Below are 11,687 nucleotides of genomic sequence, written 5' to 3'. Positions count from 1 at the left end.
GTGCGCGCCATGAGCACAGCATACTTCTACAGCTTTCCTAAGACTCAGGACACTAGATGATCGATTCCAAGGGGTCGGCTGCGCGAACGCGAGAAGGGAGTCCAACGTCAGTGTGTGAAGACAGAGTTGGACTCCCTCGCGACCGCACTGTACGTCAGAACCGACGACCTGCTGAAGGCATCGCCGCATCTCGCGCCGTGGCGGCCGGCCGTCGGGATCGCCCCGAAGCTCAGCGATGCCGAGCTGGTCACGCTCGCGATGATGCAGGCCGTGCTCGGCTTCACCTCCGAGGCCCGATGGCTTCGCCATGTCCGCGCCCACCTGCCCGTGCCTACGGCGCCATGCCCGACACGGTCTACGTCATCGACGGCGACAAGACGGTGGTGTTCCGCGCGCGGTGGAACGCCCGGACTTCGTCGAGCGGGCTCTGAAGGCCCTGACGAACGGCGACGAGATGGTGGCCTCACCGCTGCCTCGCTTCCCGGCCAACCTGCCAAGCGACCGGGTGGGTGAGATCCACGACCGCGTCGTCGGCCGTGCCGGGGAGCAGGCCCGCGCGGACATGGAACGCGCCCGTCACGACATCGAGCGACTCCACCGCCGGTCGCCCTCCACGCCGGACTGACCGCGAGGCGGAACGAGCCGCGTCGCGAGTGGGGTCGGCTCTGGGGTGACGCAGATACCCCCCGGTCACGAGCACCCGCAAACCGCTTGACATGTTCCAGGAAATACCGTGTCACAGGCTCATCTGCGGTCAAGTGGTGCGAGACGCGAGCCGGTGCAAGTGTGGAAGAGGATGCCGACGCGGAAGGAGGTGTCGGGCCATGTGTCAGGCGGCGTCGCGGGAGCAGACCTTCACGGCCTGCGTGCTCCCCGAGGTGGAGGTACTGCTGCGGGCGGCGGCGGCGCTGACCGCACGACCCGCCGACGCCGAGGATCTGGTACGGGACACCCTGCTGCGCGCCTACCGCGCCATGGACCGGTTCGACGGTGAGCAGCCGCGCGTCTGGCTGCTGGCCCTCATGCGCCGGGCCGAGTTCGACTGGCGGCACCGGCGCACCGCCCCGGACACCGGCCCCGATCCGACGGCGGCGGCCTGGACCGCCGCATCACCTAAGTACGTGGTGAACAGTCACGGCTTCGACGAGGCGGTCGGCACCGTGCTCACCTCACTGCCGGACAGGTACCGGCTGGTGGTGCGACTGGTGGACATGGGCGGGCTGAGCTACGCGGAAGCCGCCGGGCTGCTTGGTGTGTCGGAGAGAACCGTGACGCACCGCGTGCACCGCGCCCGCAGGCGGATGAGGACCCGACTGGCCGCGGCAGGAGCCGCCCCGCAGAAGAACACGCGCTGATCGCTGTCGTTTCCGGTGAAAATCCCGTCACCACGTCACGGGAAGCGTATTCGGCGCGGGCCGGGCGGCCCTCGGCTGGGTGCCGAGCCGTCCCGGCGGTGTTCCCCCGTGCCGCCGGGACGGTCGCTCGAAGCGGCGGAGCGCCGCTCGGCGCTTGCCTGCCTCCGGGCGGACGAGCAGCGGCAGGAGCAGGGCGAGGAGCGCGGTCAGCCCCACAGGGCAGGAGCCGTACCCAGCGTCTGTTTTCCGTTCGATGGCCACCCTACGGTGTCCCAGCGCCACCAGCACCCCGAGGGTGCGGAACCGGAACGGCGACGGCGGACACCCGGCCGCCACGGCCGCGATGTTGTCGGCCACGGCCCGGCCCTGGCGCAGTGCGTGCTGCCCGGTCGGCGGGTACGGGGCATTGTCGTGGTGCCGGTCGGGAATCTGCGCGCAGTCGCCGATCGCCCACACGTTCTCCAGCCCGGCAACCCGGAACGCCGCGTCCGCGATGAGCGCACCGTCCGCGGCGTGGACGCCGCCGATCCGGGCCAGCAGCAGGCCAGGCCGGTTGCCGGCCGTCCACACGAAGGTCCGGCTCGCCACCCGCTCTCGGTGAGACGGACCTCCTCGCCGCTCGCCCCGGCCACCCGGGTGCCGTGGCGGAACTCGATGCCGCGCGCTCGCAGGCGCGCGCAGGCGAAGTCACCCAGTTCGGCGGAGAGTTCCTTCAAGATGCGCGGCCCGGAGTCGACCAGGACGAACCGGTAGGCGTCCGGATCGAGGGCCCACTGGGGCACCGACACCGCCGAGTTCTGCACCCGGTGACCAGCGAGGAGGCTCAGAACGGTCCGTGCAGGGCCCCGAGCCGGTCGGTGAGGCGGAGGTTTTCCCCGTAGTCGACCGGGCAGGCGATCACCGAGACGGCGTCCTCGTCCAGAGCGCGGCGCAGGGTGGGCAGCAGATCGGCGGCGGTCTCGACGCGGTGGCCGCGTGCGCCGAAGCTCTCGGCGTAGGTCACCAGGTCGGGGTTGGTGAAGCGGGTGTGGCGGTGCCGCCCGAGTTCCAGCTCCATCTTCCAGTACTCGCCGTCGACCAGGACGAGGACGACCAGCGGGATCCGTTCGCGTACGGCGGTCTCCAGCTCCTGGGAGTTCATCAGGAACGCCCCGTCGCCCATCACGGCCAGCACCCGTTGGTCGGGGCGGGCGAGCTTCGCGCCGAGCGCGCCGGGCAGGGCGAAGCCCATGGTGGACAGGCCGCCCGAGACCACACAGGTGTCCGGCTCGTACGTGGGGTACAGCAGGGCCATCCACATCTTGCCCGCGCCGGTGTCCGCCAGCACGATGTCCTCGCGGCCCAGCGCCTCCCGTACGTCGGCCACCACGCGCTGCGGCACCAGCGGGCAGGCGTCACTCTTGCGGCCGTACGTCAACTCGTCGGCCAGCAGGGCACGGAACCGCTCGGCGGTGGTGGTGCCGTGCTCGAAGCGGCGCGGTACGGCGATGCTGAGCGCGTCGAGAGCCTGGGCGATGTCTCCCAACACACCGACCGCCACCGGGTAGTGGGCGTCGACCTCGGCGGGGAAGCGGTGCAGGTGGATGATGCGCTTGTCCCCGTCGGGGTTGATCCGGGCGGGGTCGAACTCCTGCAGCTCGTAGCCGACGCAGACCAGCACGTCGGCCTCGTCGAAGCCGAAGTTGGTGTAGTCGTGGCGCATGAACCCGACCGCACCGAGGGCGTTCGGGTGGCCGTCGGGGAGGACGCCCTCGCCGTGGAAGGTCGTGGCCACCGGCACGTTGAGCCGCCTGGCGAACAGCTCCAGTGCCGCCGACGCCCCGGCCCGGGCCGCCCCGTGCCCGGCCAGCACCACCGGGCGGCGGGCGTTGGTCAGCACTTCCGCGGCCCGCGCGACCTGGGCGGCCGAGGGCGCGTCCGCCCGCACGGTCTCGACCGGCAGAGGATCGAGAGGGGCCGCGGGGCAGGCCCCTTCGACATCTTCGGGGACGGCCAGGAACACGGCGCCGGGGCGTTCGGTCCGCGCGGTCCTGAACGCCTTGCGCACCATCTCCGGTAGAGCATCGGGCGTGTTGACGTGTGCCGCCCACTTGGTGACCGGGGCGAACATCGGCACCAGGTCGATCACCTGGTGGGACTCCTTGTGCACTCGGGACAGCGCACCCTGCGCCGCCAGCGCCACCAGCGGGGTGCTGTTGGTCGTCGCGTCCGCGGTGCCCAGCAGCAGGTTGATCGCGCCGGGCCCGAGGGTCGCGGAGCACACGCCGGCCCGGCCGGTGAGCCGACCGTACATCTCGGCCATGAACGACGCGCCCTGCTCGTGCCGGGCCAGGACGTACCGGATCGACGACTCCGCTAGCGCGTCGACCAGGCGGATGTTCTCCTCGCCCGGGATACCGAAGACATACTCCACACCCTCCGCCTCCAGGCAGCGCACCAGCAGGCGAGCGGCGTTCTCCGGCTCGATGCAGGCGTGCCGGCCGGCGGGTGCCGTGGAGACCGCAGAGGCTCGCGAGGGGCTCATGAGCCCAGCCTAGGGAGGGTCCCGGCTGCCCGCCCTCGTAAATGCCCTCCGTCCGGGTGACGGAGGACTACGGTCCCGGCCGGGCGGCGACCTGTAGGGCGGCGTGCCGCCGGTCGGCTACCTCGCTCGCTCCGATCTGCTCATCGCGACAAAGTCGCCGTGCCAGTTGTGATACCAGACCTGGCCGGTGGTGGCGTTGACCGACAGCATGCCGGTGGTCCTCCCCCCGTCCCCGGCGATGTGCACGACCATCGCCGTGTCGGACCGTGATCGATGCCGACCGGCTGCCAGGACAGCCGCACTGCAACCCCGCAGAATCTGACCCCGCCGCGCGGAGCGGTCCCATCACCATCGCCGACTGGAAAGTGCCTGCCCAGCCGCGGATCGGCGTCCTGGCCGATGCCGAGAACCGACCCCACCGCATCATCGCGATTCTGTCCTGGACCGATGTGCGAGCCGGAGTGACCTGCTGGGTTCACGCCCATGAGGACCCGCCGGCCGTGCATGCCCTGCTCAGCCACGCCCTCGCCGCGCTCGCCCCTGCCCACAGATCAAGGCATTCGTCTGTGCTCCGCCAGGTCCCCTGGGACCTGGCGGCCTGCCCCGCACCCACCGCGGCGCCACCCACGACGCCCTACTACGGAACGGTTTCACCGGCCGGTGCCGGGACCACTACATGCACCGCACGCTGCCCACCGAGCCCGCGCCCGTCAAACCGGGCAGCGGACGCCGGGGATCAGAGGGCGAGCAGGTCACCCAGCAGGGACCCGCGCCGAAGGACGTCTGCTGCCGCCGCCCGATGTCGTGATCAAGGTGTGTCGGCCCCTGAAGAGCGAGGGCATCCACGCCCGGCCGGGCTAGAAGCACATCGCGGGGCTGCCTTGCACATCAACGTGGACCACGACGGCGAGATCGTCGGCCTGTCGTAGGCGACCACCGCAGCCGCATTCACGGTCCCGGGGCGGGCACCGCGCTGCCAGCCCGCCGCCAGTCACCTTGGCGGGCCCCGTTCTGGTCGGCTCGCACGCCACGGCCGAGGCGGTGGTCATCCTCGCATCGGTAGTCCTCGGCCGGGCGAGCGTAACGCTCGGACGTCGCGGCTGAGACCTGTTGCGTTGAGGGTCGTTCGGGAGAGCGTTCGGGATGGGAGAGCCCGGAAGCTGAAACGGCTGCCCCGTCCCGTTCGAGTCGGCGACCGCCCCGCATCGGCAAGCCGTCGGCGTCCTGCAGAACACCTGGGAGTCAGCGAACAGCGCACGGAATGGAAACCCGCCACTTCGCTTTTCTTCCGTCATGCCGACTCCGTGACGGCGCGGTACGCGTAATTCGCGATTTCTGTCGGGGAGAAGACATCCACGGAGAGCTGCGGAGCAGTCGGGGTGTTTGTCCACCAGGCCCTCACGCCGGGGAACGGCCCCAGGGCACCCCGGAGGGAGCCCTCTTCACGGAGGACGGCAGAAGGGCAGACACCAACGTGTAGATCAGGAAGGCCAGGATGATCCGCCGCGTTGCGGCAGCGATGGCGGCGGTCCCGATCGGTCCTCGGTGCCACGGCTGCGACCAGCGCCGACACTGGCGTGACGGCGGCCTCGGCCCTGGCTTGGACGGCGGGGCAACCGCTCGGGCCCGTGGTGGATTCCCCCGGGCCGTTCGACGAGCCGAGTTCGCAGCCGGCCAGGACGGTTGCCGCTGCCACCAGGACGGTGGCGGTGAGCCGAGTCTTGAAGACGGTGAGGGTGGTCATGGACCGGCCCCCGGTGTGCCCCCGTCCCGCGTGGGAGAGGACGACGAGGCCGACGGCGGCGCAGCGGGCGCGTCACCGGCCGCAGTGGTGCCGAAGCGCAGCCAGCGGCGGGCGGAGTAGTCGGCCAGGCCTACGACGAGGAGCAGCGTGGCACCGTTGAACAGCGGGTCGCCCAGAAGTCGGCGCCCAGCCGGCCGATGCCCGCGAGGCGGACGGCGAGGACGGTGACGGCGACGACGGTGCCCAGGGCGTTGGAGCGGCCGGGTTTGATCGCGGTGGAGCGGAGGAGTGCGGCGACGAAGGCGGGCAGCAGGTGGTCGAGGCCGACGCTCGGGTTGCCGATCTGCTGCTGGTCCGCGAGCAGCACACCTGCGAAGCCGGACGATCAGCCCCGATGCGGCGAAGGCGTAGACGGAGTACTTGCGGGTGGGGATGCCGACGAGGTCCGCGGCGCGGGGGTTGGAGCCGATGACGTACAGGTACCGGCCGAGCGGCAGCCGCTACGGCAGAATCGGGGACTGCGAGCGGCGAAGCCGCTCGTCTCCACACTCTGTGGTGGGTGAAGGCGCAGGGGCCGAAGTCGGCAACGACATCCAGCCGCGCGAGTGAGGGCACCCAGATCGGCCTGGTGCGTCCCCGGACTTCTCGCGGGTCTGGTCGGCCTGCCGCCCGGTGGTCACCGACAACGGCTGCGCGGTTACTTCCCTCCGCCGAGTCCGGCCGCCTCGTCGCAGGCCTCGGGCGGTCCCGACGACATGAGCAAGGCACTGCCGAAGTCGCGCAGCCGGACCAAGACGATCTCGTCCGGCACCTCCTGGCGGGCCAGCGAGTCCTTGATCTCCCGGTAGACGGCGGTCTCCAGACCGCAGCGGCGGCAGTCCTCCACATGCGAGGCCACCCGGCGCGCGGTGACCTCGTCGGCCTCGCCATCCAGGCACGCCTGCAGCACCCGGGCCACTTGCATGCAGGTCATGCGGCCGTGCGCCGCCCCGCTCCGATGCCAGATCACATCCTGCTCCTCTTCGGCTTCGGTGCGAGCCCGGCCGCCGCCAACTGGGTCCTTATCCGCTTACGGGCCCGGTGCAGGCGGCTCATCACAGTCCCCACCGGCACGTCGAGCACCTCGGCAGCCTCCCCGTAGGTGAGCCCGCCGATGTCCACCAGGCGCACGACCTGCCGGTGCTGGTCCGGCAAGGCAGCCAGTGCCGCGCCGACCACCTCGTCGAAACCCTCACCGACCACCACCTCCTCCGGCGAGGCCACCGTGCCGATCGAGGTCAACCGGTCCAGGTCGGTGTCCGGATCGTCGAGCAGGTGGGGCCTGCGGCGGCGATGCCGGTTGATCTCCGCCCGGCGCATGATGGTCAGCAACCAGGCCCGCGGATGCTCACCGTCGAACCGGTCGACAGCCCGGTACGCACGCAACAGCGTGTCCTGCACCAGGTCCTCGGCATCGGCCGGCTGCGCGGTCAACGTCATCGCCACCCGCAGCAACACCTCCACCTCCGGCAGCACAAACTCCGAGAACGCCCTGTCCCGCACCTCCGGCGGCTGCGCCACTGTCTCTCCCACGGACTGGAAACCCCCCGGGCCAATCGGAGCATTCCACGGCATGTCCCGCATCTCGACGAGGCTTTCCGGTACATGACGAAGCCGATCGCCTCCAGGCCGTGCAGACTGAGGGCGGAGTGCCACGAGAAGCTGCGCCAGCCGAGGCTGCGCGGTGCGGTCGGGACGCACACGGACGTACGCGGCCATCCGCAGGGGCGTCGGCCTCGCTGGCCGAGGTCCGAATACGCCGCCTCGCCCGTACTCCCCCTCTCCTGGCATCCGCTGCGCTGCCGGAGCCGTCGGTCCCAAGGGTCTGCGCCCACCCGTAGACATCCCGACGGACCGGTCACCGGAGGGATGTCATTCCCGGAATCTCGCGGCGATCCGGCGCAGCAGTGCCCCCCGCAAGGCGTCGTCGGAGCCGCCCTGGACCCGCTGCACGCGCACGCCGTGCCAGAACGCGATGTACCTGCGGATCGGCTCTGCGGCGGGCAGCGGTTCGGCGTAGCTCCAGGCCGCGTCACGGTTCTCCCTGCCGTCGACGGAGAGGGTGAAATAGCTCGCCCGGCCCTTCCACGGGCAAGTGCTCGAGGTGCTACTGGGGACGAGGTACTGCCCGCGCACGGAGTCGGGCGGGAAGTAGTGGTAGCCGTCGACGCTGAAGATGTCGGCGCTCTCGGCGATTACCCGGCCGTTCCACTTGGCGCGATAGCTCATCACGCCCCCTGTTGTCTCGCACTGGCGCCGGGTGCCCCTGCCTCATACGTGGGGAACCCGGCGATGGAGGCTCTGCCTTCCTTTTGTGCGGCTGTTCAGCAGCAGGCGCCGCTCGTGCCGGGCTCGCTCGCGGCGCTGTGCTCGGCGGGGACGCACGGGAACAGGCCGAAGTGGGTGGACTTGTCGCCGGTGACCGTGAAGTGGGGCGCGTAGCGCGTGGCGGAGAGCATGTCGGCGGTATTGCCGCACACCAGCGTCGGCTTGCCGGTGTGGAAGCGGTGGTGGTCGTCGAGGTCGAAGGCGTGCAGGTGTTCGACAAGGGTGCCGTGGTAGACGGCGACCTGGCCGTAGTCCTCGCAGCGGTCCTCCAGCCGACGACCAGTTCGAGCCGTCAACTCCGCACGATCCAGATGCCGTCGGGGACCGCCCCCCTGCCTGAAGGCCGCCTCGCCCGGCCTGAGTTGGCGCTGCTGGAACCGCTCCCCAGCCGGGCCACGTCCTCCTTCCACAGAGGCCAGCACCCACCCAGGCAGCGTCTGATCCAGCCGGCGGTGCGCCCGATCGTCGGGCTCGATCCCGTCGTACTGGCGATGCGTTCGCCGTGCTCATCCGTGTTGTGACACATCTCTGACCATGCAGCCACCGGCATCCGCTGCCTGGTGAAAGGCCTACTCATGCGTTCCGCGCTCCTACGGGGCGCTGCGCTCGGCCCAGCCATCACGCTCTTTGCCGTCGCTGCCGGGTCCAAGGCCGCGCGCCGCGCCGACGCCGATGGACCCCGTCCCGCGTGGCTGAACCGGATCTTCTGACCGACACGTCACGACAGACTTCCTCCGACGCACCGGGGCGGACGGTGCGCAATCCTCCGCGCCCGTCCCCGTCCGGAGTCAGGTGTCCTGCACCGGAGGGCGGCAAGGGGCGCTCATCTACCGGGTATGCGATCGCCCTCCGGCACCCGGGCCGGTGTGCAACAGGGACTCGCCGAACCCGCGCAGCCGCGCCACTGCCCGAGCGTCGGGCCGCTCCTGCCGGGCAAGTGAGTTCTTGATCTCGCGGTAGAGATCGGCCTCCAGCCCGCAGTCACGGCAGTCGTCCAGGTGTTCTACCACCTGGCGGGCGGTGACCTCATCCGTCTCCCCGTCCAGATAGGCCTGCAGGACGCGGATCACCTCGGCGCAGCCCATCCTCCGCTCCGCAGTGTCCCGCCGTCTCCGCCACAACCTCATCGTCCACCTCGCCTCGGTCCCGGACAGGCCGCCGCGTCGACGTCGTCGCCCGCTGGAAGACGGCTTCGGCATCCGCGCGCACGGGCAGCCCTCATCCGGGCACGCTGACACCGGACCCAAGCCGTCCGCGCCTGAGCGCCTGGTCACTCGGCGGCCCCGAGGACCGCCTATTGGCCAACCTCTACGCTCAGCAGCGGCATTCCCTCACGCGGGAAACCCGCCGACGGCGCCTCCGCATTCCCTTTGACCCCGGAACGGCACGGGAAGCCCGGGGCGGTGGCCGCTCCAACCGTGACGGCACAGGCCGGGCTAGGGTCAGGAGCCAGGCCCGCGGCTGCTGACCGTCGTACCGGTCACACATCCGGTACGCACGCACAAGGGTGTCACGCACCAGTTCCTCGGCGTGGCCCGGTCCGGTAGTCAGCGTCGTTGCCACCCGCAGCAGCACCTCCACCTCGGGCAACACACTGCGCGAACTTTCTGTCCCGCTCCGCCTGGGCACGCGGCACCCGTTCCTCCACGATGACGGAAACCCCTCGTTCCTGAGTCCGCGTTCCATTCCCGTGCAGACCACGACCGACCTGGTCGGAGAGTATTCTTTGACCTAAGTGGTTCCTGCTTCAGCAGCATTCCACGCCCGGAGACCGTTATGGACATCCTGGTGCTCATCGGCCGCATCCTCTTTGCGGCGCTGTTCCTCGGATCAGCTTTCGGCCACCTCAGGCAGACCAGCACGATGGCAGAGTACGCCGCGTCCAGGGGCGCACCGTCCTCCGTCCCGGTGATCCGCGGCAGCGGTCTGTTGCTCCTCGTCGGCGGACTGAGCGTCCTGCTCGGCATTTGGGCCGACCTCGGCGCCCTGCTACTGGCTGTGTTCCTGATCCCGACCGCGCTGCTGATGCATGCGTTCTGGAAGGAGAGCGACGCCCAGGCGCGGCAGATGGAAATGGTCCAGTTCCAGAAGGACATGGCCCTTGCCGGAGCCTCACTGATGCTACTCGCTCTCATCTCGCACACCGGCGATGCCCTCGGGCTGATGCTCACCGGTCCGGCGTTCGATATCGGTTGACATCGTCGCTGTCCAGGCGGAGCGCCCCGGCTGCACTCGCCTGTTTTTGCGCGCTGCCAGCGGAACAGCCCGTCTCCCGTCATCTGAGGGAACGAGGGAAGTTCCACGACCGATACCGGGTTCCCGTCGTGCCGTACACCTCCCTGTTCGGTCCTCACGCCTTCCCTGGAGGAATTTCGTGCACCTTCATTCTCGGACTCTTCGTTCCCGGACAACCGCCGCGGCACTGACGGCCGTGGCCCTCGCCATACTGACGGCGGGCTGCGGCACCACAGACACCGCCGAGGACACTGGCGCGAAGGCGTCCGAGGTAGATGAGGGAAGCACTCCCGGCGCCGCATCGGGCGACAGCGGCGCCGGTGCGGCGGCGAAGGTGCCGGCGCAGCTGGAGTTCACCACGACGACCGTGGACGGCAAGGCGTTCGAGGGCACGTCGCTGGCGGGCAAGGACGCGGTGCTGTGGTTCTGGGCCCCCTGGTGCACGGTGTGCCGGGGCGAGGCGCCGACCGTCGCCAAGGCCGCGGAGAAGTGGGGCGACAAGGTCACCTTCGTCGGGATGCCGGGCCACGGCGACACCTCGGAGATGAAACAGTTCATCTCCGACACCGGACTCGGCGGCATGCAGCACGCGGTCGACAAGGACGGTTCGCTGTGGGCCCGCTTCGGTGTCACCGCCCAGCCCGCGGTCGCGTTCGTCCACCACGATGGAAAGATCGAGGTCTCTCCTGGGGCCGTGAGCGCCGACCAGTTCGCCGCCGAGGTCGAGCGGCTGACCCAGCAGTGACCGGCATTCCCTACGCACTGGCACTCACCGCGGGCATGCTGGCTGCGGTCAACCCGTACGGCTTCGCCCTGCTGCCCGCCTACCTGACGATATTCAGCTGTGCCACCGTCGTCTACGTCGGCCCGGGTGGAACACTCGGCGCCCCGCCACCACCCGGCTTCTGGATGGAGTTGGACTCGCGGGCGGTGCTCGCCGCCGGAGGCTCGTCGGGCGCACGGCGCATCCGTGCTCGCGACCTTCGCGAAGGGGAAGGCGAGGCGAGTGGCGCCTGGGACGTCCGAGCAGGCCGACCGCGGCTCGGTGAACCATCTTCTGCCCCGTCTTTCCCCGTCGGGCGGTCCAAACTTCCTGCCGCCCCACATGAGGGAGGCGGCGAGCAGCACCACCGCCAGGCGATGTGGGCCCAGGGTTGTGGGCGCGGATGCGGGCCGCCGCGTCGGCGCCGGTGCCGTCGGGCAGCCGGTAGTCGATCAGCGCCAGTTGCGGGGAGAGCTGCTCTGTCATGGGCACTGCTTCGGCGACGGAGTCGGCCCAGCCGACCACGGTCAGGTCGTCGTAGTCGTCGAGCAGGGCCCACAGCCCCTCCGCGACGGCCCGGTGGTCCTCGACCAGCAGCACCGTGATGAGGTCGGGCGGGCCGGTCATGGCTCGGGGCCCTTCGGTGTGGACTCACCGTTCGCCTCCGGCTCGGGTCGCGTGGACGGCGACGCGGGCTCT

At 70.3% G+C, this 11,687-nt stretch carries 14 protein-coding genes and 2 pseudogenes; 6 read left to right on the top strand and 10 right to left on the bottom strand.

The genetic code is table 11. The features are described from left to right. Nucleotides 1–114: 114 nt before the first annotated feature. The 3 genes and pseudogenes from AQJ91_RS57165 to AQJ91_RS47580 form a co-directional block, all read left to right on the top strand. A pseudogene (locus AQJ91_RS57165) lies at nucleotides 115–324 on the top strand (IS982 family transposase); the annotation flags it as partial. Between the two features lie 73 nt (nucleotides 325–397). After that, on the top strand, nucleotides 398–625 hold the full coding sequence (locus AQJ91_RS55040) for a hypothetical protein (protein ID WP_067036419.1): 228 nt from the start codon (nucleotides 398–400) through the stop codon (nucleotides 623–625). A gap of 199 nt (nucleotides 626–824) precedes the next feature. Next, nucleotides 825–1,355 carry an RNA polymerase sigma factor gene (locus AQJ91_RS47580; RefSeq protein WP_067036416.1) on the top strand — a complete coding sequence of 177 codons (531 nt, stop codon included), beginning with the start codon at nucleotides 825–827 and terminating at the stop codon, nucleotides 1,353–1,355. Nucleotides 1,356–1,382: 27 nt separating this feature from the next. Here the strand turns inward: AQJ91_RS47580 and AQJ91_RS47575 are convergent, their stop codons facing one another. After that, nucleotides 1,383–1,943, bottom strand: coding sequence for an NAD(P)/FAD-dependent oxidoreductase (locus AQJ91_RS47575; RefSeq protein WP_067036412.1), 561 nt, complete (start codon nucleotides 1,941–1,943; stop codon nucleotides 1,383–1,385). 235 nt (nucleotides 1,944–2,178) lie between these two features. Next, entirely contained in the window at nucleotides 2,179–3,879 is a 1,701-nt protein-coding gene (locus AQJ91_RS47570) for an acetolactate synthase large subunit (RefSeq protein WP_079085757.1), read from the bottom strand. A 676-nt stretch (nucleotides 3,880–4,555) separates the two neighbouring features. Here AQJ91_RS47570 and AQJ91_RS57675 point away from each other — a divergent pair. Further along, a complete protein-coding gene (locus tag AQJ91_RS57675; RefSeq protein ID WP_267891326.1) occupies nucleotides 4,556–4,687 on the top strand; it encodes a hypothetical protein in 132 nt (43 codons plus the stop codon). Nucleotides 4,688–5,619: 932 nt separating this feature from the next. On the opposite strand, the pseudogene AQJ91_RS47565 reads toward AQJ91_RS57675, so the two are convergent. The 7 genes and pseudogenes from AQJ91_RS47565 to AQJ91_RS51605 form a co-directional block, all read right to left on the bottom strand. Continuing rightward, a pseudogene (locus tag AQJ91_RS47565) lies at nucleotides 5,620–6,123 on the bottom strand (ABC transporter permease subunit); the annotation flags it as partial. Between the two features lie 197 nt (nucleotides 6,124–6,320). Next, entirely contained in the window at nucleotides 6,321–6,632 is a 312-nt protein-coding gene (locus AQJ91_RS47560; RefSeq protein WP_234383472.1) for an anti-sigma factor family protein, read from the bottom strand. Further along, nucleotides 6,629–7,381 (bottom strand): RNA polymerase sigma factor, encoded by a 753-nt coding sequence (locus tag AQJ91_RS47555; protein WP_234383471.1) that lies wholly within the window; start codon nucleotides 7,379–7,381, stop codon nucleotides 6,629–6,631. Before AQJ91_RS47555 ends, AQJ91_RS47560 begins: the two co-directional genes overlap by 4 nt. Nucleotides 7,382–7,534: 153 nt before the next feature. Next, on the bottom strand, nucleotides 7,535–7,891 hold the full coding sequence (locus AQJ91_RS47550) for a DUF427 domain-containing protein (RefSeq protein ID WP_067036408.1): 357 nt from the start codon (nucleotides 7,889–7,891) through the stop codon (nucleotides 7,535–7,537). 95 nt (nucleotides 7,892–7,986) lie between these two features. Then, entirely contained in the window at nucleotides 7,987–8,286 is a 300-nt protein-coding gene (locus AQJ91_RS47545; RefSeq protein WP_067036403.1) for a hypothetical protein, read from the bottom strand. Nucleotides 8,287–8,817: 531 nt separating this feature from the next. Beyond that, on the bottom strand, nucleotides 8,818–9,075 hold the full coding sequence (locus AQJ91_RS47540; RefSeq protein ID WP_079085756.1) for an anti-sigma factor family protein: 258 nt from the start codon (nucleotides 9,073–9,075) through the stop codon (nucleotides 8,818–8,820). 229 nt (nucleotides 9,076–9,304) lie between these two features. After that, complete coding sequence (locus tag AQJ91_RS51605; protein ID WP_079085755.1) at nucleotides 9,305–9,676, bottom strand: sigma factor; 372 nt, start codon at nucleotides 9,674–9,676, stop codon at nucleotides 9,305–9,307. Between the two features lie 90 nt (nucleotides 9,677–9,766). Between AQJ91_RS51605 and AQJ91_RS47535 the strand changes: the two genes are divergently transcribed. Beyond that, on the top strand, nucleotides 9,767–10,186 hold the full coding sequence (locus tag AQJ91_RS47535) for a DoxX family membrane protein (RefSeq protein ID WP_067036394.1): 420 nt from the start codon (nucleotides 9,767–9,769) through the stop codon (nucleotides 10,184–10,186). 235 nt (nucleotides 10,187–10,421) lie between these two features. Then, the gene (locus tag AQJ91_RS47530) at nucleotides 10,422–10,970 is read left to right on the top strand and encodes a redoxin family protein (RefSeq protein ID WP_159054837.1); all 549 of its coding nucleotides are present in this window, start codon (nucleotides 10,422–10,424) and stop codon (nucleotides 10,968–10,970) included. Nucleotides 10,971–11,063: 93 nt separating this feature from the next. On the opposite strand, the gene AQJ91_RS51600 is transcribed toward AQJ91_RS47530, so the two are convergent. Beyond that, nucleotides 11,064–11,615, bottom strand: coding sequence for a response regulator (locus AQJ91_RS51600; protein WP_079085753.1), 552 nt, complete (start codon nucleotides 11,613–11,615; stop codon nucleotides 11,064–11,066). Nucleotides 11,616–11,687 lie beyond the last annotated feature (72 nt).

This window comes from Streptomyces dysideae (genome assembly GCF_001514305.1).
GTDB lineage: Bacteria > Actinomycetota > Actinomycetes > Streptomycetales > Streptomycetaceae > Streptomyces > Streptomyces dysideae.
The sequence above is the reverse complement of the archived record's forward strand: the minus strand, read 5'-3'. Positions and strand labels throughout refer to the sequence as shown.

Excerpts from the sequence above, each read along its gene's own strand:
- AQJ91_RS47555 (WP_234383471.1), bottom strand. The coding sequence starts at position 7,381 with ATGGCCGCGTACGTCCGTGTGCGTCCCGACCGCACCGCGCAGCCTCGG.
- AQJ91_RS57675 (WP_267891326.1), top strand. The coding sequence starts at position 4,556 with ATGCACCGCACGCTGCCCACCGAGCCCGCGCCCGTCAAACCGGGCAGC.
- AQJ91_RS47540 (WP_079085756.1), bottom strand. The coding sequence starts at position 9,075 with ATGGGCTGCGCCGAGGTGATCCGCGTCCTGCAGGCCTATCTGGACGGG.
- AQJ91_RS51600 (WP_079085753.1), bottom strand. The coding sequence starts at position 11,615 with ATGACCGGCCCGCCCGACCTCATCACGGTGCTGCTGGTCGAGGACCAC.
- AQJ91_RS47580 (WP_067036416.1), top strand. The coding sequence starts at position 825 with ATGTGTCAGGCGGCGTCGCGGGAGCAGACCTTCACGGCCTGCGTGCTC.
- AQJ91_RS47570 (WP_079085757.1), bottom strand. The coding sequence starts at position 3,879 with ATGAGCCCCTCGCGAGCCTCTGCGGTCTCCACGGCACCCGCCGGCCGG.
- AQJ91_RS51605 (WP_079085755.1), bottom strand. The coding sequence starts at position 9,676 with ATGGAACGCGGACTCAGGAACGAGGGGTTTCCGTCATCGTGGAGGAAC.
- AQJ91_RS47535 (WP_067036394.1), top strand. The coding sequence starts at position 9,767 with ATGGACATCCTGGTGCTCATCGGCCGCATCCTCTTTGCGGCGCTGTTC.
- AQJ91_RS47550 (WP_067036408.1), bottom strand. The coding sequence starts at position 7,891 with ATGAGCTATCGCGCCAAGTGGAACGGCCGGGTAATCGCCGAGAGCGCC.